The following is a 19,346-nucleotide window of genomic DNA, read 5'->3' as shown; positions in this document are numbered from 1 at the left end:
TTTTCCTACATCAATTCATATAATTTTTTACGCTCACTTGAGCTTCCTATACCAAGTTGCATACGATATTTAGTGATAGTCCTACGCCCTAGTTGCACACTTGGGAATTCTTTTTGAGTGAGTTCAAGAATTTTCAAATCACTCAAAGGTTTTTTAGGATTTTCTTTTTTAATTAAATTACTAAGAAAATCTTTGATTGTAGCATTAGAAGTTTCGCCATCATCAACTGCGGTGGTAAAGAAAGATTTTAAAGGTATTAAACCTCTATCACAACTTAAGTATTTGTTTGCAATTGCCCTTGAAATAGTAGAAGCATTTCTTTCAAGATCTTGTGCTAAATCTTTAAGCTGCATAGGTTTGATGTCCCCACCCATGAAAAAATCATATTGATATTCTATAATCATAAGCCCTAGTTTATAAAGGGTAGCTTTACGCATAGCTAGTGCATCGATTAAATTTTTTGCATCTTTTAAATAAGCACTTAAAAACTCATGATCTAAACCATCTGCTTCAAAAGCAATTTCAGGATAATAATCATCATTAATTTTAATTTTAATTTCACCATTTTCTTGATAAATAAATATATCAGGAATGATTTCCATGCTCTCTTCAAAATACTCCAAAAAAGGTGGAATGGAGATTTTTTTAATTATAGCTATAGCCTTTTTATACAAAGGATCTTTGATAAAATCTTTTGCATTTTCTAAATTTAAAATTAACATTTTGCAAAACTCATAAAGCTCATCATCTAAGTCAAAATGTTCTAGTGCAAAAATAAAAGCTTCTTGATTGTCTTTTGCACCTACTCCAATAGGCTCAAGATACTTAAATCTTTGTCTGATTTTTTCTACTTCTAAAGGATCAAATTCACCTAAAATTTCTTCATCATATTCAAAATAACCTTCATGATTTAAACATTCTATGATTTTTTCAGCAATGGTTTGGGATTTTTTAGTAGGAAAAAATGGTGGTATGATTTGCTCGCTTAAAAGTTCATATACATTTTTTACTTCCAAGCTTTTTGCATCAATCATTTGCGTAGTGGTATTTTTACTAAAATACTCTTGATAATACTTGTTTTGATTGTTTGTAATGCTTGAGTTTTCTTTGATCTCTATAAAAGGATTTTCTTTAGCAAATTCATCTAAACTTTCTTTTAGATCTTCAATATTAGCTTGCAATATAGGAAGCCAAGATCTTAAGGTTTGTGATAGTTTTGCTTTTTGTGTTATAGAGGTTTTTTGTTTAAGCATTATTCAAGTCTAAACTCACTTCCAAGATAATATTTTTTAACATCTTCATTATGCGCAATTTCATTAGCATTACCACTAGCTAGCAACCTTCCGCTTCTAATCACATAAGCTCTATCGCAAATTGCTAAAGTTTCTCTTACATTATGATCAGTGATTAAAACACCTATATTCATAGCTTTTAAATCATTAATCAAACTTTGAATTTCACTCACTGCGATAGGATCAACCCCAGCAAATGGTTCATCAAGAAGTAAAAATTTAGGATCACACATAAGTGATCTTGCGATTTCACAACGCCTTCTTTCGCCCCCGCTTAAGCTCATACCTTTTCTGTGCCTAATAGGCTCTATGCTAAGTAATTCTAGCATTTGTTCTATCTTTTGTTCTAATAAATTTTTATCCTTATATATTACTTGGGCGGCTAAAAGTAAATTTTCTTCTACGCTTAAGTCTTTAAAAACACTACTTTCTTGAGGCAAATACCCAATGCCAAGCTTTGCTCTTTTATTAAGCGGTTCTTTTGTGATATCTTGTGAGTCTAAAAACACCTGTCCGCTTGTTGGTAAAATAAGCCCACATATCATATAAAAACTCGTAGTTTTTCCTGCTCCATTAGGCCCTAAAAGTCCTACAACTTCTCCACTTTGCACTTCTAGCGAAACATCGTGTATGATTTTTGTTTTTTTAATGATTTTTTCTAAATTTCTAGCTTCTAGCTTACTCATGTATTATATACTTTCTTTTATTTTCATAAGGAATGATTTGTAAAATTATATTAAAAATTTGATATTTATCTAAATATTTTTTTAATTTTTCATCACCCCACTCTACCAAATGCAAACCTTCTTCAAAAAAATTTTCAATCAAGCCATTTTTTAAAAGTCCATCAAAACCTTCTTGATAAATATCATAATGATACATTTTATCTTGTTGAAAATCATACTCTTGCATGATAGAAAATGTAGGAGAATTAAGCGTTTTTTCTACTCCAAGAAATTGAGCATAATTTTGCACTAAAGTAGTTTTACCGCTTGCTAAATCCCCTTGAAGTAAAATAACTCCATTTTTAGGTAAAATTTCACAAAGCTTATAAAGCTCATTTTGGCTTAAAATCATTTCTTTCATTGGATTTTTACCACATATTTTTCTTGCATAGCTTTTGGTATGCTTTTGGTTGTTGGTATATCTAAGACTTTATAGGTATTGGTATATTCTATAAATTTAATGCTTATTTCATCGCCAATTTTTACTTCTTTACTAGCTTTAACTACTTGATTGTTTATGCTTACTACACCACTTTTACACATATCTTCTGAAATAGCACGACGCTTAGTAATATTAACTACATTTAAAAATTTATCTATTCTCATAAAAATATTTTATCAAAAAATACAAGAAAATGTTATAAAATGTCTAAATATTTTACATTATATTAAGCTAAATTCGTTAAATTTTACAATCATTTTTTTACAAAGAGGAAAGACAATGAAAAAAGATATTAAAAAAGTAGTTTTAGCATATTCTGGCGGACTTGATACAAGTATAATTTTAAAATGGCTACAAGATGAGTATAAATGTGAAGTAGTAACTTTCACAGCAGATATTGGACAAGGCGAAGAGCTTGAACCTGCTAGAAAAAAAGCGCTTTCTTTGGGTGTAAAAGAAGAAAATATTTTTATTCAAGATTTAAAAGATGAATTTGTAAAAGATTATGTGTTTCCTATGTTTAGAGCAAATGCTATTTATGAAGGAGAATATTTACTAGGTACAAGTATAGCAAGACCTTTGATAGCAAAAGCTTTAGTAGAAATAGCAAATAAAACTAATGCAGATGCTATTAGTCATGGAGCAACAGGTAAAGGAAATGATCAAGTGCGTTTTGAATTAGGTGCTTTGGCGCTAAATCCAAATTTAGCCATTATTGCTCCTTGGAGAGAATGGGATTTAAATAGCCGTGAAAAACTTTTAGCTTATGCGCAAAAACATGGTATTGATATAGCTAAAAAGCCAGGTAAGTCACCTTATTCTATGGATGCAAATTTATTGCATATTTCTTATGAGGGTTTAGTACTTGAAGATCCTGCTGCTAAACCTGAAGCGGATATGTGGCGTTGGGTGAAAGATTTAAAAGAAACTCCAAATGAAAGCGAAGTGATAGAGCTTGAGTTTAGTAAAGGCGATTTATGTGCTATTAATGGAGAAAAAATGTCTCCCGCACAACTTTTGGCAAAACTTAATGAGCTTGGTGCAAAACATGGTATAGGTCGTCTTGATATTGTTGAAAATCGCTATGTGGGTATGAAAAGTAGAGGTTGTTATGAAACTCCGGGTGGAAGCATACTTTTAAAAGCACACCGTGCTATAGAAAGTATCACTCTTGATAGAGAAGCAGCACATTTAAAAGATGAATTAATGCCAAAATATGCAAGTTTAATTTACAATGGCTATTGGTTCTCGCCTGAAAGATTAATGCTTCAAGCTTTAATTGATGAGTCACAAAAATATGTAAATGGTAAAGTTAAACTTGAATTATATAAAGGTAATGTAATGGTAATAGGCAGAGAAAGTGCGAATGATAGCTTATTTAGCGAGGCTTATTGTACTTTTGAAGAAGATGCTGTGTATGATCAAAAAGATGCAGCAGGCTTTATAAGATTAAATGCTTTGAGATTTATCATCGCAGGTAAAAATGGAAGAAAATTTTAAAAAGGAAAACAATGAAAGTATTATTAATTAAAGATGTAAAAAGCTTAGGAAAAGCAGGAGAAGTTAAAGAAGTAAAAGATGGATATGGACAAAATTTTTTAATTGCCAAAGGTTTTGCCAAAGCTGCTACACATGAAGTTTTAAAACAATATGAAGCAGAGCAAAAGAAAAAGGCTGAGAATTTAAGATTTGAACTTGCAAATTTGGAAAAATTAAAAGAGGAATTATCTAAAATCACTATTTGTATAGCTAAGCCTGTAGGAGCTAATGGAAGCTTGTTTGGTGGGGTTACTAAAGATGAAATCGCACATGCATTAAAAGATCAAAAAGGTATAGAGCTTGATAAAAAAAGCTTAGAATGTGATACTATAAAAGAGCTTGGTGTGCATGAAATTTCAGCAAAATTAGGCCATGCAATTCACGCTGTATTTAAGCTAGAAGTTAAAGGAGAATAATGTTTCACGCAACTACAATTTTAGCTTATAAAGGTAAAAATAAATCTGTAATTGGTGGAGATGGACAAGTAAGTTTTGGAAACACTGTTTTAAAAAACAATGCAGTTAAAATTAGAAAATTAAACAATGGAAAAGTATTAGCAGGTTTTGCAGGAAGCACCGCTGATGCTTTTAATCTTTTTGATATGTTTGAAAAACTACTTTCTAGTTCTAAGGGTGATTTATTAAAAGCTGCAATAGATTTTTCAAAAGAATGGCGTAAGGATAAATACCTAAGAAAACTTGAAGCAATGATGTTGGTATTAGATAGAGATCATATATTTTTACTTTCAGGAACTGGAGATGTAGTTGAGCCTGAAGATGGTGCTATAGCTGCTATTGGTAGTGGGGGTAATTATGCACTTTCTGCTGCAAGAGCTTTAGCCAAACATTCAAATTTAGATGAAGAAGAATTAGTCAAAGAAAGCTTGCAAATAGCTGGTGAAATTTGCATTTATACTAATACAAATATTAAAACTTATGTAATTGAGGATGATAAATGAATTTAACTCCAAAAGAGATTGTAAAATTTTTAGATGATTATGTAATTGGACAAAAAAATGCCAAAAAAATCATAGCAATTGCTTTAAGAAATCGTTATAGAAGAATGCAGCTTAGCCCTGAACTTCAAGATGATATCATGCCAAAAAATATTTTAATGATAGGATCAACTGGGGTTGGTAAAACAGAGATTGCAAGACGCCTTGCTAAGATGATGGGACTTCCTTTTGTAAAAGTTGAAGCAAGTAAATATACCGAAGTTGGTTTTGTTGGACGTGATGTAGAAAGCATGGTTAGAGATTTAGCTAATGCTGCTTTAAATTTAGTAAAAAACGAAGAAAAAGAAAAAAATAAAGACAAAATTAATGAATTTATAGAAAATAAAATTTTAGAAAAACTTTTACCACCTTTACCAAAAGGTGTTAGTGAAGAAAAACAAGAAGAGTATCAAAATTCTTTAGAAAAAATGCGCGTGAAATTAAAAGCTGGTGATTTAGATGATAGCACAATAGAGGTTGAAATTTCACAAAGCGTGTTTGATACTAATCCAAATTTACCACCTGAAATGGGTGCTATGCAAGATATAGTAAAAGTTATTGGCGTGGGTAATAAAAAAGTTAAAAAAGAAATGAAAGTAAAAGATGCAAGAATAGCTCTAGCTCAAGAAGCAAGTGAAAAAATTCTTGATATGGAAAGTATTAAAGGCGAGGCTTTAAGAAGAGCTGAAAATGAAGGGATTATTTTTATTGATGAGATAGATAAAGTAGCAGTTTCAAGCTCAAATTCAAACCGCCAAGATCCAAGCAAAGAAGGAGTGCAAAGGGATTTGCTTCCTATAGTTGAAGGTAGTACTATACAAACTAAATTTGGACCTTTAAAAACTGATCATATTTTATTTATCGCAGCAGGTGCTTTTCATTTAAGCAAGCCAAGTGATTTAATCCCTGAACTTCAAGGGCGTTTTCCTTTAAGGGTTGAGCTTGATTCGCTAGATGAGGATGCTTTATATGCTATTTTAACAAGACCTAAAAATTCATTACTAACACAATACATTGAGCTTTTAAAAACTGAAAATGTAGAGCTTGTTTTTGAAGATGAGGCTATTAGAGAAATAGCAAAAATAGCAAGCAAGGCTAACGAAGAAATGCAAGATATTGGTGCAAGACGCTTACACACGGTGGTGGAAAAACTTTTGGAAGATATTAGTTTTGAAGCAGATGAATATGCTGGAAAAGTTTATAAAATAGATGATTTTAAAGTGCAAGTTAAACTTGGAGATATCATAGAAAATAAAGATTTAGCTAGGTATATCTTGTGAAAAGTGGCTTTATAAGCATAGTAGGTAGAACTAATGCGGGAAAAAGTTCTATCCTTAATTCTTTATTAGAAGAAAAAGTGGCTATGGTTTCTCATAAGCAAAATGCTACAAGAAGAAAGATTAATGCAATTATAATGCATGAGAATCATCAGCTTATTTTTATAGATACACCAGGCTTACATGCAAGCTCTAAAGCTATGAATCAGCTTATGATTGATTTGGCGATTAAAAGCATTGCAGATTGTGATGTGATTTTATTTGTGGCTAGTATTTATGATGATATTAAAGATTATGAAAATTTTTTAAGTTTAAATCCTAAAGTGCCGCATATTGTATTAATCAATAAGGTTGATTTGGTAAAAAAAGAAGTCTTACTTAAAAAATTAAGCGAGTATTCTCAGTTTAACTCACATTTTAGCGCCATTATCCCCTATTCTGCTAAGCAAAAATTTTATAAAAAAATTCTCTTAGATGAGATGATTAAGTATTTGCCTGAACATCCGTATTATTTTGATCCTGAGTTTATTACTACCACAAATGAAAAGGATATCTATAGAGATTTTATTTTAGAAGCCATATATGAAAATTTAAGTGATGAAATTCCTTATAGCACTGAAGTAAAAATAGAAAAAATCAAAGAGCTAGAGCAAATTTATTATATTAACGCCATCATCATTACAGATAGTAATTCTCATAAAGGAATGATACTAGGTAAAGATGGAGCTACAATTAAGCGTATAGGTAAAGAAGCTAGGATGAAGATAGAAAAATTAGCGCAAAAAAAGGTAATGCTAAAATTGTTCGTTCAATTAGAAAAAAATTGGCATAAAAACGAGCAAAATCTCAAAAAAATCCTTTATGATGAGTAAAAAAATCATCAAAAAAGATTTTCTTACTTATGAAAAACTTTTATATGTAAAACTTACAAATCCTATTAGTGAAGATGAAATCTTAAAAAAGAGCTTTGAGGAACTTGGTCTTAAAGATGATTTTTCATATGAGCTAAAGTATTTTCAAGATAAATCTTTTACTCATGTATTTTTGTGCAAATATGAAGATATTTTAGATGTTGATTATGTAATCCCAGAACCCCTGCTCTTTGAAGTGTATTTTAGGAATGATACAAATAGTGAAAATCTTGCATTATTATTTAAGAAAAAATACATAGTTTTAGTGGAGTATTTGGGATGTGAATTTCAAAATTGCAAAGTTATGCCATTAAATACTTATAGTAAAATATATGATGAAAAATTAAAAAATACATATAAAAACACCATAAGTATAGACGATACTCAAAATCTTAGCAGTTTTGATAAATTTAATAGTAATATTTTCTATCAAAAATTATTAAAAAAATGTGATCGAGTTAAAATTAATTTTGCCAATAAAGCAAAAATAAATCATTTAAAATCTTTTAGTTTTAAAATTTTATTAGCTTTTACATGCGGGATTTTACTAGCCTTAGTTTATCCTTTGTATTTATATACGCAAAAATCATTTTATGAAAAAGAAAAAATAAAATATGAAAATTTAATCAAAAATCAAGATGATATCTTAGAGCAAGCAAAAATAAATCAAAAACAAAATCAAGAAGTTGAAAAATTACAAGAAAAAAATGAACAAAAAATTGATTTGTTACAAAAATTTTATGCAAATACGCTCTGCTATAAGGATTTTTATAATTTTTTAAAAGTCTTAAATTCTCATCAAAGTTATATAGAAGCTTTATATATAAAAAATAATGATTTTATCATAAAGCTTAATAAAGATTATGATTTTTATGATGATTTTAAAAAATATCATTTCGTGTTAAAAAGTAAAGAGATTAACGATGAAAAAATTACTCTTGTTTTTGAAAAATCTTTATGAAAATTTAGAAAATATCTTTACGAGATTATCTAAACGCGAATTTATATTGACTTTGATAATGGCTTTTGTATTTGGTTTTTTTATAATCTATATGAGTATTTTTGAGTATTTCGAAAAACAAATGAAATTATCAAAAGATGAGTTATTTATTTTACAAGCAAAATATAAGCAAAAACAAGAATTGATTTCTGATTTTAAAGATGAAAAATTGCAATCTTTTGATAATGAAATATCCTTAGAAGAAAGCAAAGATTATCAAAGTGTTTTAAAAAATATAGAAAAAAATCTCACTAAAATAAGGTTTTTACAAATCCAAAGTCATGAAAGTCAAGATCAGTATTTTACTTATTATGATTTAAGATTGAGTTTTAATGGTGATTTTTATTTCTTAATGCAATTTTTGCAAGAACTAGATCCTTATATAAAAGTCAAAAATTTAGAGCTTGTAAAATATGAAAATGAATTAAAAATTACATTAAATCTTATTTTTACTCTAGTATAAAAATGATTTTTTTGATAAAATTTATCTAAACATGGCAAGCGATCGCTTCTTTTGAAGAGGAAAGTCCGAGCTGCAATAAGACAAGGATTCCATCTAATGGATGGCTAGGGTAACCTAAGGGAAAGTGCAACAGAAAGAAAACTACCATATTATATGGAAAAGGTGAAACGGTAGAGTAAGAGCCTACCAGTAGCTTTGGTAACAAAGCTAGCTATGTAAACCCAATCCGCAGCAAGAAGGGGTGGTTTTAGTCTTATATTATAACCCTTCGCTTGAACTTGTTTGCAAAAACAAGTCTAGATAAATGATCGCTCTTGACAGAACTCGGCTTATCGCCATGTTTTATTTCATATAAGCAGATGCTTTTTTGAGTTTTTGTAAATTTTTTGCTACTTCATCTTGCTTTTTTTTCATAAAAGCTATTGCCTCATTAGTAAGAGCCAAAGCCTCATTGGGACAATCTTTAAAGTCAGGTTTTTCTATGAGTTTAACTATTTTTTCCACATCTTCAGTATATACAGCTAGTTTAAACTCATCTATCCATTTTTTTTCACTCATTTTTGATGAACTTCTCTCCAAGCCTCTAACAAGCCTTTGACTACATTGATAACTTCATCTACTCTTGCTTCACTATTTTCTATATTTGCTAAAGAAAGAAGTTGTAATTCTCTAGTGTATAGGCCACTTAAGTAGTGTGCTATTTCTCCGCCTTTTTCATAATCAAGGCAATTTAACAATTCTATAAAAATAGCACTAGCTCTTTTTACATAATACACTCTTTCTTCTATATTTCCATTTTGAATAGCTATTTTTATCCTACTTGCAAAGCGTAAAATCCCACTATATAACATCTCTATAAGTTTTTCTTGGGATTCTACACCAGTTTGATTTTGTGAATACGCATTATATACTGCACTATTTAGCATTTAAATCCTCTCTATTTTTTAAGAATTTTGATTATTTGCTGCATTAATCATATTTGTAATAACACTTGCTTGGTTATTTAATTTTGCAATTATACCATCATATGCAGCCCATCTTGACCACATTGTGTCATATCTGCTTTCTATGGATTTTTTAGTATTTTCTATAGTTTCGTTTAGATTTTTTGATTCTTTAGTTAAAGAGTCTTTATAACCCCCAAAAGAACCATCAGAGCTCATCATCTCGCCCATAGTGTTTTTTAATACCCCAAAGGTTCCAGTTTCTTCTTTATAAACTGAATATATAGTTTTTGGACTTAAGCCAAATTTTTTCAAAAAGTCTTTATCACCTTGAATTTCTAGGTTACTTCCTGATGTTCCTTTGATTTTAAATTGAATTTGTTGATCATTGCTGCCTTGGTTGATAATTTGAAAACTAGCTTCTAAACCTTCTAAGCCAAAACTATTTATATGATCAACTAAATTTTGGGCTTTTTCCACATCTGTGTTGCCAGTTAAAGTAAAAGGATCTCCATTGGCAGTTTTACCTAAATCTATAGTTTCATCATTGTATGTAATGGTAAATTTACCTTGTTCAAATTTTATTTCACCTTCATCAAATTTGCTAATTTTATCTCCTACCAAATCAATGTCTTCAAAGCCATTGTGTCCTACGAAAAATTTCTCAGCCATTTCAGGATCTTCGTTAAATTTAGCATTAAATTTTCCAGAGTCAAAGGTTAAAACCCCATCATTTAAAGTCAAACCATAATCAGCTAAAGATAAGCTTACTTTTGAAGAGACTTTAACACCATCTGAAGTATCACTATCTCCAACTGTGATTGTTCCATCTACTGTGATAGTTTGAAGTAAAATATTGTTAATTTGTGATTTTATATTATAAATCGAGCTTACACCTACGAAATTTCCTTTTGTCCCTGCATCAGGATCGTATTTTGTCGCTGCATTAAGATTGATCATCAAATCATTATAAGCAGTAGCTAAACTTTCCAAAGATTGTGCTATGGCTTCAGTATCTTGAGTAACATTGAAACTAATTTCACCCTTTTGTTTAAGCTCTAGGGTAATATCAGGTCCTATATCTGTGATGGTATTAGTTGGTCTAGTCATTTTAACACCATCTACACTAAAGATAGCATCCATACCTTTTTGGATATGATTTTCATTGTTTGAAGCCACATTGTAGCCTTGTGGTGTGCTTGTATCTAGAGTAATGCCAAATTTACTACTTAATAGTGAAGTAGCTTTATCATCTCTAGAATAATTTGCTTGGTCTATATTACCATCAGCATCAGTTGCATAACCACCATCAAAAAGACTTAACTCACCGCCATTAGTAGCTCTAAAAGTAAACGATGTTTTATCTTCACCAAAGCTTAATTCCACTTTTCCATTAGTTTGTTTTTTTAAATCTTCTGCTAAGCTTTTATAAGTAGTATTTTCATCAATATTTATAGTAAATCTATCATATCTTTCACCATTTTTTATAACAAAAGTAAAAGAAGTGCTTTCTCCTGCACCAAGCAGTTTTTCATCAAGATTTCCACTAAATTTTCCACTTATTTTATCTTTATCTTTATTTTCAGTGCCTGTTGGTCTAAAACCATATAAACCACCCGCACTAATGCTATTTTTATCAAGCTCCCAACCCATAGCCTTTAAAAGCTTATCATCGCCTGAAAAAGAGATATTGTTTTTAGTTCCTGTTTCAGTGCTTTGTACTACTAAGCGGTATGGATTGTCTCTATCTCCGGTATTTACTAGCTTAGCTTCTATTTTACCACCTGTGGCGGAATTAATTTTTTCAGCAAGTTGAGCTACGGTTGTGCTTTGATCAATTTCTATTTTATAATCTTTTCCATCTTGGGTAATAGTAAAAGAAGCTTTACCATCTGTTCCTTCTATACCAAGACTTTTCATTACAGAGGCAGTTTTATCTTGGAAGCCATTGCTTTGATAAACATCTTTTTGAGCAAGTTGATCGACTATGACTTTCATATTTGAAAGATTAGATAAAGAGCCTACAACCAAGCTAGCAGCAGCGCTATCGCCACTTACACTAGGAGAAACTTTCTTTTTGTTAAATTGAGAAGTATCGCCAAGACTATTTACAGCAGTTTGAAAAGCAAGTAGTTTAGCTTCAAGCTCTGCTAAGTCTTTTTGTCTTGAAGTGTTAGTTTCAAGTTGCGTGTTATAAAGCTTTAAGTGAGCATTCATTTCTGCTTCTTTAAGCTTATTAAGTGTATCGCTTGTTAAAACTCCTGAACCTATACCTAAACTTCCTAAACTACCTACTGCCATGATTAACTCTCCTTATCAAAAATGGTGCCGATAACACCTTTAAAATGTTCTATTAATTTCATAACTTCTTCACTAGGAATTTTGCGTATTAACCTACCTGTGTCTTTTTCGGTGACATTTACATACATTTCGTTTATTTTATCATTATACGCAAAACGCACATTTGTTTCCAATGTTTCCATTTGTCTATTAAGTTTTTCTGTTGCGTTTTTTAATTTTTCATTTAAATTCTCATCTTGATCATTTAAATCAACTTGTTGCTTATTCTCTTGAGATGGCTTTTCAACACTTTTTGTGTTAAAATGAGTTATGTTTGTATCTCTTTGAATATTGCTAATGTCCATTTTAAACTCCTTTTTGAAAGACTCTAAAACACACTATCGACACAATTTTAAAAAACTTAATATTTAAATTAAAAATATATATATTTAATAAGCAAAAAGTGTTCTCAAAAAGTTTAAAATTAAAAAATTTCAAACTTTTTGAAGAATTTTTCATCATTTACAAGTAATTTTTTTGCAATAAGTCTATCTATAACTTCTTTAGAACAATTTGTCATTAAAGGCCATTCTTTATGATAATCTTCTAATGATCCTTTATTTGTCGCATCAATTGCAACATAATCTTTTTTGATAAATATATCTCTTTTTGCATCGATATTATTTACCACACGCCAAATTAACATATAAGGATTTTCTAAAATAGCATCTGAATCTAAAAAAACTAAAATTCTAAAATGTTTTTTATAAATTTGTAGTTTTTCAAAAATTTGAGCAATTTTTTCTTTTTTATCAATTAAGATCACACAAATTGGAGCAAAGGTTTGGGTGTAAAATTGTTTTAATTTTAAAATATTTTGATCTTTTTCTTTAAAAAGTGAAAACAAAGCTTCATCACTTAGAATTTCAAGTTCAACTTTTTTCTCATCACCACACGCATCAAGTCCTGCTTTACCACCGTAACAATAAGTGCTTGAAGCATGATCGAGTTGATCGCAAATTCCTTCACTAATAAGTAATTTTTCTTCATCAAAGCGATTAAGTATATAAGGTATGAGCTTGTCATAATCTTGCAAGCAAGGTGCATTTTCATCGACAAAAATAGCATGTTTTACAAAACTCATTTGCCCTACTCCCCAAAAAGTATGCATTACTTGTTTTGCATGAGCTGGATATTTTGCTTCTATTTTGGCTAAGATTAAATTATGAAAAACTCCATTTTCGGGCATGTTATAATCTATCAAATCAGGTGCGTTAGTTTGAAGTAAAGGTAGAAAAACTCTTTCTGTGCCAAGCCCCATGTATTTATCTTCTAAAGGCGGTTTTCCTACAACCGTAGCTTGATAAATCGCATTTTTTTTAGCAAAGATTTTTTCTACTTTTAAGACAGGACAAAGTTCAACAGGAGTATAAAAGCCTGTATGATCTCCAAAAGGCCCCTCGGGTGCAAATTCATTTGGATCTACAAAACCTTCAATCACAAAATCACTATCATAAGGCACATAGAGGTGATTGCTTTTGCATTTTGCCAAAATAGCAGGTTTTTTCTTAATAAAACCATAAAGTAAAAGTTCAAAAATACCTTTTGGTAAAGGCGCTTGAGCACACCAAATATATAAAGGATCTCCACCTATGGCTATACTTACTGGCATTTTTTGATTTGCTTTTTTATACTCATGGAAAAAGTGGCTCGCGTCTTTGTGAATTTGCCAATGCATAAGCAAGGTTTTTTCATCAACTACTTGCAAGCGATACATTCCAAGATTATTTTGTTTTCCATCTATGCTTTGAGTATAAACTTGCCCCATAGTGATAAAAGGTGCAGCGTCTTTTTCCCAAGTTTTTAAAATAGGTATTTCATATAAAGAATTTAAGCTTTTGTAGTTAAATTCTCCATCTTTTTTGATACGTTTTGGTGGGATATTTTTTAAATCAAGCAAGGTTTTGAAAAAATTTAATTTCGCACCAAAGCTTTGCGGTATGTGCATTTTAAGTAAAGAGCTAATTTCTTTAGCTACATCTTCATAATCTTTTCCAAATGCTAAATTTAAAGCTTCTTTGCTGCAAAAAGTATTTAATAATACAGGATAATCGTATTTTTTACCATTTTTTACTGCATTAGTAAAAAGCAAGGCTTTAGAGTCTTCTTTTTTAACTTCTATATAAGCTAAATGCGCCATTTCAAGTTCTACATCTACTGGCTCATGGATGGTTTTTAATAAATTATTTTTTTCTAAAAGCTCTATGAATTTTTGCATTTATATCATACTCTCTGCTTCTTTTAAAATTTCTTTTGCACCTTTTGCTATCATTTCTTTGGCTAAAAGCTCGCCTACATTTGAGTAATTTTGCTTATCAATTACTCTTTTTTCTTTTAAAATTTTACTTGCATCAGGTAAGCCCACTATGGCGCGAATTTCTATTTTTTCATCAATGATTTTTGCATTAATTCCTATAGGTACTTGACAACCACCTTCTAGGGTTTTTATAAAATCTCTTTCGATATAAGTTTCTACAAAGGCATTTTTATCGTTTAAGCATTCAAGGTATTTTAAAATTTGTTTATCATCAATGCTTTCTATACCTAAAGCTCCTTGAGAAGCTGCAGGTATCATCTCATCAAGTTCAAAAGCCCTAATGTATTTTATTTCTTTATCTAAATCCAAGCGTTTAATGCCAGCTAGAGCTAAAATAATAGCATCAAATTCCTTAGCTTTAAGTTTTTCTAAGCGTGAGTTGATATTGCCTCTTAGAGAAATGATATTTAAATCAGGTCTTAACGCTAAAAGCTGCATTCTTCTTCTAAGACTTGTAGTGCCTACTTTTGCACCTTTTGGAAGAGCATTTAAGCTTTCATAATACTCACTTAAAAAAGCATCATTTACCACTTCTCTTTTTGAAATAGCAGCTAAAACTAAGCCATCAGGAAAGAAGCTTGGCACATCTTTTAAGCTATGTACAGCTAAGTGTGAATCACCTCTTAACATACTTTCTTCAAGTTCTTTTGTAAAAAGTCCTTTTCCGCCTATTTTAGCTAAAGGAGAATCAAGTAAAACATCACCTTTAGTTTTAAAACCCTCTAAAAAAATTTCTAAATCAGAATGTGTTTGTAATAATTTATTTTTTATATATTCACTTTGCCATAATGCAAGTTGGCTTTTTCTTGTTGCGATGATTAATTGCATTTTTTATGCTCCTGTATGATTTCTACATCTATGATTTCTTCTTCGTTGTTTGTTTGATGATATTTTCTTTTTTGTTTTGTAAATAATTTTAATATCATCATAAAAAATAAGAGTAAAATTCCCAAAAATGTGCTTAAAATTCCTGGTATTAAAAGTAAAATTCCAACTATAGTTAAGGAAAATAATTTAATTATACCAAATAAATTAGTATTGGCATTTTGCATAGTTATGAGATTTGTCCAAGTCTTTGCTAAAAACATTGCTCCTAAAAACATACTTGCAAAAACTATCATAAAAAAATTTAAAAAACCAAAAAAAACTATAAATAAAATACTAGCAATCAACTCTAAAATCAAAAAAGCACTTAAATTTGTTTTTGCTATCATAAAATTTTCTCTAAGTGTGAAATTACTTCTTGGGTTTTTAAAACTTGTTTTTCTAAGGTATTTCTATGGATTAACTCTACTTCATCGCTTTCTAAGCCCTTACCTATAACTAAAGCATAAGGAAAGCCCATTAATTCAAAATCATTAATCTTTACACCAAAACGCTCATTTCTATCATCAAACAAAATTTCTTTATCTTTAAAATGAGTATAAATTTGCTCAGCAAATTCCATAGCTTTTGTATCTTTTATATTAGAAACGATAATATCTAAAACAAAAGGAGCTAGAGTTTTATTCCAAATACAACCTTTTTCATCATGGCTTGCTTCTATGGCGACAGCTACTAAACGGCTCACCCCCATACCATAACAACCCATAGTGAAAAATTGAGCTTTACCATTTTCATCTAAATAGCTTGCATTCATTGCTTTTGAGTATTTATTTCCAAGTTTAAAAATATGTCCTACTTCAATACCTTTGCTTTGCTTAAGCCTGTGCTGACATTTTGGACAAAGATCATACTCTTTAACTGCGGTAAGATCTTTAAAGCGTTCTTTATTTAAATTTACAACATTGATTCCGACTAAATGATAATCTTTTTTATTTGCTCCAATAATCATGTTTGTTTCATTTTCAAGCTCATGATCAATATAAAAATCAACTCCATTTAATCCTACAAAACCAATAAACCCTGGTACTAAACCTGCTTTTTCTAATTCTTCTTCACTTACATCGGCTAATTCTAATGCATTTGCTGCATTTAGTGCTTTAACTTCTTGCAGTTCATCATCGCCGCGTATAAAAAATACTACAATTTTTTCTTCATTTTCATAAATAGCTTTTTTAGCAATAGCTTTAACAGTATAGTAAGGATTAATTTTAAAAAATTCTGCTAATTCTTCTATAGTTTTTACATTTGGAGTGTGAAATTGTGTAGCAAAGTCAGCTTCTGGTCTTTCATCTTCGCAACTTTTTTTAGCTCTTTTTGCTGCTTCGATATTTGCAGCATAATCACAATGCTCACATAATAATATATCATCTTCGCCATTTTTAGCCAAAACCATAAATTCTTTTGAACCACTTCCGCCAATAGCCCCGCTATCAGCTTCAACAGCTCTAAAATCAAGCCCTAATCTTGTAAGAATTTTACTATAAGTTTCATGCATAAGATTAAATTCTTTATCTAAATCAGCTTCATTGCTATGAAAACTATAGCCATCTTTCATTAAAAATTCTCTACATCTTAAAAGCCCAAATCTAGGTCTAGCTTCATCTCTAAATTTAAGTCCTATTTGATATAAATGCAAAGGAAGTTGCTTGTAAGAATTTACTTTATTTCTAACCAAAGCTACTATGGCTTCTTCATGAGTTGGTCCTAAGACAAAATCATTTTCTTTTCTATCTTTAAAGCGTAAAAGCTCTTTACCAAAAACATTAAATCTCCCACTTTCTTTCCAAAGTTCAGCTGGGGTATTAAAGCTTAAATTTACTTCTAAAGCTCCCGCTTTATCCATTTCTTCTTTGATGATATTTTTAATCTTATCTAAAACTCTTTTTCCTAAAGGTAAAAAATTATACAAACCACTTCCAATTTGTTCTACAAAAGCACCCTTAACTAAAAATATATGACTTGGCAGGGTAGCATCTTTTGGATTTTCTTTTGTGCTTATGGCATAAAATTTACTAAATTTCATGATTATTCTCCAAATTAAATTCACATTTATAGAAGTTTAAACCTTCCATGCTTTCATTTTTTAAATCAAACACATAACGCATGGCATTTACAACAGAGTCATTTTGCATAGTTCCACTTAGTTTTTTTAAATTTACACTAGGATGATGTAAAAATGCATTCATCACCTGTCTTATAAGCTTTCTTGCTTCTTCATGATTTGAGTGTTTTAAATATCCTTTATCTATGGCCTTTTGTAATTGTTCTTTAGCGATTTCATCAGCTTGCAAGCGTAATTGCTTAACCAAAGGTAAGGTTGCTAGTTTGCTTAGATGTTGAAAAAACTCATTTGTCATAGTGCCTACTATAGAATAAGCAATCTGGGCTTGATGTTCTCTTAGTGTTAAATTTTTTCTTACAACTTCCTCTAAATCATCAACAGCATAAACTATATTTTTTTCATTTGCTTTTATATCAATATCCCTAGGCACTGCTATATCAAAAAAATATCTTTTATAATCTTTTTCTTCTAATATGTCATTAGTTATGATAGCATGTGGAGCATTTGTGGCGCTAAAAAATATCTCATATTTATTTAATGCTTCTTTTAAATTTGCGATATTTTCGCAATTTGCATTTTCACCTAAATCCTCACAAAGTTTTTGGGCATTTTGTATATCTCGATTTAAAATCAACACTTTAGCTTTAGCATTTAATAAATGTTTACAGGCTAACTCGCTCATTTCCCCTGCACCTACTACAACTGCAGTTTTATTTTCTAAATTTATAAGCTCTTTGGCTTTTGCTACTGCTACTGAAGCAACTGAAATAGGATTTTTGGAAATTTCAGTTTGATTTCTAATATTTGCTGCACATTTAAAAGCATAATGGACTGCTCTAGTTAAATGCACACCACATCTTTGTTCTTGTAGAGCAAATTTATAAGCATCTTTTAATTGTCCAGCAATTTGTGTTTCTCCAATAACTAAACTATCAAGTGAGCTTGCCACAGAAAATAAATGATGGATAGCCCCACTATCTTCATAAAAATCAGCTTTTGTGCTTAAATTTTCTTTATCAACCCCACAAAGTAAACTAAGTGTTTTTAAAATATGTTCATTGATACTTTCAATTTCTCCGATAAAAAGAAAAATTTCAACTCTATTGCAAGTGCTAAGCACTAAACTTTCTAGAATTTTATTATTAGTATGGATTAATCTTAATAATTCTCTTTTTTTATCTTCATTAGAAAAGGAAAGTTTTTCTCTAGTAGCAATATCTGTATTTTTGTGCGTAAAACTGATACAATAATAATGCATTAAAATTCCCTTTCTATCATACTTTTAATAATATCTTCTAAATCTTTTATATTGTATTTTTCTATGGCTTTTAAGGAATTATTTGCATAGGTGTTTAATTCTTGACCAATTTGATTAAAAATTTCATGCTCTTGCATTTTATTTTTAATCCAAGCAAGTTCATCTATATTTAAATCTTTCTTGTAATAAGACTTAAGTATTTCTTGATCTTGTGGATTTAATTTTTCATATAAATACATATAAGCAAGGGTAGTTTTACCTTCTTTAAAATCATTCATGGCGGGTTTGCCTAAGGTTTGTTCATCGCCTTTGATATCTAAAATATCATCTACGATTTGAAAAGCCAAGCCCAAGTTTTTACCATATTCTGCAAAATCATCTTCATTTAAATTAGCAAGTATAGCCCCACATCTTGCACTAGCTTCGATTAAAACGGCTGTTTTGTTATATATCATTTGCAAATAAGCGTTTTTATCGGTATTGAAAGTTTTGCTTAAATTTACATCCATTAATTCGCCAACGGAAAGCTTTACAACAGCATTGGAGATGATTTTTGCTAATTTTAAATCTATTAAAGAAAGTTCATAGAAGGCTTTTGAGTATAAAATATCTCCAAGCATGATAGCATTTTTGGCTCCAAATTGTTCATTGATAGATTTTACACCTCTTCTTAATTTTGCTTCATCAATCACATCATCATGCAATAAGCTTGCAGCATGGATTAATTCTATAATGGCACAAATTTTATAACTAATATCGTTTTCACTAGCTATTTTTAAAAGTAATTTTGAGCGTAATTTTTTACCGCCTTGAAGTTTTGAACTCATTGTTAAAATAGGCTTGTAATTTAATTCAGATAAAAATTCATGCATATATTGATCTATCTTTTGCACCATG

Annotated in this window: 21 protein-coding genes and 1 other RNA gene; 8 read left to right on the top strand and 14 right to left on the bottom strand. The window is 30.0% G+C overall.

Annotated features, from left to right (window positions below):
• Nucleotides 1–5: 5 nt before the first annotated feature.
• From L8X28_RS05205 to L8X28_RS05190, 4 genes are read right to left on the bottom strand one after another with little or no spacing between them, the layout of a single operon-like run.
• A complete protein-coding gene (locus tag L8X28_RS05205; protein WP_133318902.1) occupies nucleotides 6–1,253 on the bottom strand; it encodes an RNA polymerase factor sigma-54 in 1,248 nt (415 codons plus the stop codon).
• Complete coding sequence (lptB, locus tag L8X28_RS05200; protein ID WP_039618272.1) at nucleotides 1,253–1,978, bottom strand: LPS export ABC transporter ATP-binding protein; 726 nt, start codon at nucleotides 1,976–1,978, stop codon at nucleotides 1,253–1,255. The genes L8X28_RS05205 and lptB overlap by 1 nt, the downstream gene beginning before the upstream one ends.
• Nucleotides 1,971–2,378: a tRNA (adenosine(37)-N6)-threonylcarbamoyltransferase complex ATPase subunit type 1 TsaE gene (gene tsaE, locus L8X28_RS05195; protein WP_263665723.1), complete on the bottom strand. Its 408-nt coding sequence runs from the start codon at nucleotides 2,376–2,378 to the stop codon at nucleotides 1,971–1,973. Before tsaE ends, lptB begins: the two co-directional genes overlap by 8 nt.
• Nucleotides 2,375–2,623, bottom strand: coding sequence for an RNA-binding S4 domain-containing protein (locus tag L8X28_RS05190; protein ID WP_066007995.1), 249 nt, complete (start codon nucleotides 2,621–2,623; stop codon nucleotides 2,375–2,377). Before L8X28_RS05190 ends, tsaE begins: the two co-directional genes overlap by 4 nt.
• A 115-nt stretch (nucleotides 2,624–2,738) precedes the next feature.
• Here L8X28_RS05190 and L8X28_RS05185 point away from each other — a divergent pair, with 115 nt between their 5' ends.
• The 8 genes from L8X28_RS05185 to rnpB all read left to right on the top strand — a co-directional run bounded on the left by L8X28_RS05185 (nucleotide 2,739) and on the right by rnpB (nucleotide 8,991).
• Nucleotides 2,739–3,959, top strand: coding sequence for an argininosuccinate synthase (locus tag L8X28_RS05185; protein WP_263665722.1), 1,221 nt, complete (start codon nucleotides 2,739–2,741; stop codon nucleotides 3,957–3,959).
• Between the two features lie 11 nt (nucleotides 3,960–3,970).
• On the top strand, nucleotides 3,971–4,414 hold the full coding sequence (rplI, locus tag L8X28_RS05180; protein ID WP_039618280.1) for a 50S ribosomal protein L9: 444 nt from the start codon (nucleotides 3,971–3,973) through the stop codon (nucleotides 4,412–4,414).
• Nucleotides 4,414–4,956, top strand: coding sequence for an ATP-dependent protease subunit HslV (gene hslV, locus L8X28_RS05175; RefSeq protein WP_133318899.1), 543 nt, complete (start codon nucleotides 4,414–4,416; stop codon nucleotides 4,954–4,956). Before rplI ends, hslV begins: the two co-directional genes overlap by 1 nt.
• The gene (gene hslU / locus L8X28_RS05170) at nucleotides 4,953–6,272 is read left to right on the top strand and encodes an ATP-dependent protease ATPase subunit HslU (RefSeq protein WP_133318898.1); all 1,320 of its coding nucleotides are present in this window, start codon (nucleotides 4,953–4,955) and stop codon (nucleotides 6,270–6,272) included. The genes hslV and hslU overlap by 4 nt, the downstream gene beginning before the upstream one ends.
• Entirely contained in the window at nucleotides 6,269–7,141 is an 873-nt protein-coding gene (gene era, locus L8X28_RS05165; RefSeq protein WP_263662445.1) for a GTPase Era, read from the top strand. Before hslU ends, era begins: the two co-directional genes overlap by 4 nt.
• Entirely contained in the window at nucleotides 7,131–8,141 is a 1,011-nt protein-coding gene (locus L8X28_RS05160; protein ID WP_263665721.1) for a hypothetical protein, read from the top strand. The genes era and L8X28_RS05160 overlap by 11 nt, the downstream gene beginning before the upstream one ends.
• Nucleotides 8,104–8,643, top strand: a complete 540-nt coding sequence (locus L8X28_RS05155; RefSeq protein WP_263665720.1) for a hypothetical protein — start codon at nucleotides 8,104–8,106, stop codon at nucleotides 8,641–8,643. Before L8X28_RS05160 ends, L8X28_RS05155 begins: the two co-directional genes overlap by 38 nt.
• A 26-nt stretch (nucleotides 8,644–8,669) precedes the next feature.
• Nucleotides 8,670–8,991: RNase P RNA component class A (gene rnpB, locus L8X28_RS05150), an RNA gene on the top strand.
• Here the strand turns inward: rnpB and L8X28_RS05145 are convergent.
• From L8X28_RS05145 to L8X28_RS05100, 10 genes are all read right to left on the bottom strand, one after another.
• Nucleotides 8,986–9,201, bottom strand: coding sequence for a hypothetical protein (locus tag L8X28_RS05145; protein WP_133318894.1), 216 nt, complete (start codon nucleotides 9,199–9,201; stop codon nucleotides 8,986–8,988). The two genes, rnpB and L8X28_RS05145, sit on opposite strands and share 6 nt — an antisense overlap.
• A complete protein-coding gene (fliS, locus tag L8X28_RS05140) occupies nucleotides 9,198–9,569 on the bottom strand; it encodes a flagellar export chaperone FliS (protein ID WP_133318893.1) in 372 nt (123 codons plus the stop codon). Before fliS ends, L8X28_RS05145 begins: the two co-directional genes overlap by 4 nt.
• 18 nt (nucleotides 9,570–9,587) lie before the next feature.
• Entirely contained in the window at nucleotides 9,588–11,888 is a 2,301-nt protein-coding gene (fliD, locus tag L8X28_RS05135) for a flagellar filament capping protein FliD (RefSeq protein WP_263665719.1), read from the bottom strand.
• 2 nt (nucleotides 11,889–11,890) lie between these two features.
• Nucleotides 11,891–12,232, bottom strand: a complete 342-nt coding sequence (locus L8X28_RS05130) for a FlaG family protein (RefSeq protein WP_133318891.1) — start codon at nucleotides 12,230–12,232, stop codon at nucleotides 11,891–11,893.
• A gap of 119 nt (nucleotides 12,233–12,351) precedes the next feature.
• Nucleotides 12,352–14,145 carry a menaquinone biosynthesis decarboxylase gene (locus L8X28_RS05125; protein WP_263665718.1) on the bottom strand — a complete coding sequence of 598 codons (1,794 nt, stop codon included), beginning with the start codon at nucleotides 14,143–14,145 and terminating at the stop codon, nucleotides 12,352–12,354.
• Nucleotides 14,146–15,072, bottom strand: coding sequence for a hydroxymethylbilane synthase (gene hemC, locus L8X28_RS05120; RefSeq protein ID WP_263665717.1), 927 nt, complete (start codon nucleotides 15,070–15,072; stop codon nucleotides 14,146–14,148).
• Nucleotides 15,063–15,458, bottom strand: a complete 396-nt coding sequence (locus L8X28_RS05115; RefSeq protein WP_263665716.1) for an FxsA family protein — start codon at nucleotides 15,456–15,458, stop codon at nucleotides 15,063–15,065. Before L8X28_RS05115 ends, hemC begins: the two co-directional genes overlap by 10 nt.
• The gene (locus tag L8X28_RS05110; RefSeq protein ID WP_263665749.1) at nucleotides 15,455–17,155 is read right to left on the bottom strand and encodes a proline--tRNA ligase; all 1,701 of its coding nucleotides are present in this window, start codon (nucleotides 17,153–17,155) and stop codon (nucleotides 15,455–15,457) included. Before L8X28_RS05110 ends, L8X28_RS05115 begins: the two co-directional genes overlap by 4 nt.
• Nucleotides 17,142–18,449 carry a glutamyl-tRNA reductase gene (hemA, locus tag L8X28_RS05105; protein ID WP_263665715.1) on the bottom strand — a complete coding sequence of 436 codons (1,308 nt, stop codon included), beginning with the start codon at nucleotides 18,447–18,449 and terminating at the stop codon, nucleotides 17,142–17,144. The genes L8X28_RS05110 and hemA overlap by 14 nt, the downstream gene beginning before the upstream one ends.
• The gene (locus tag L8X28_RS05100) at nucleotides 18,449–19,342 is read right to left on the bottom strand and encodes a polyprenyl synthetase family protein (protein ID WP_263665714.1); all 894 of its coding nucleotides are present in this window, start codon (nucleotides 19,340–19,342) and stop codon (nucleotides 18,449–18,451) included. Before L8X28_RS05100 ends, hemA begins: the two co-directional genes overlap by 1 nt.
• Nucleotides 19,343–19,346: the final 4 nt, after the last annotated feature.

The organism is Campylobacter sp. CNRCH_2016_0050h (assembly GCF_025772605.1).
In the GTDB taxonomy this organism is placed as follows: Bacteria; Campylobacterota; Campylobacteria; order Campylobacterales; family Campylobacteraceae; genus Campylobacter_D; species Campylobacter_D lari_D.
This window is presented reverse-complemented; position numbering and strand designations above follow the sequence as displayed.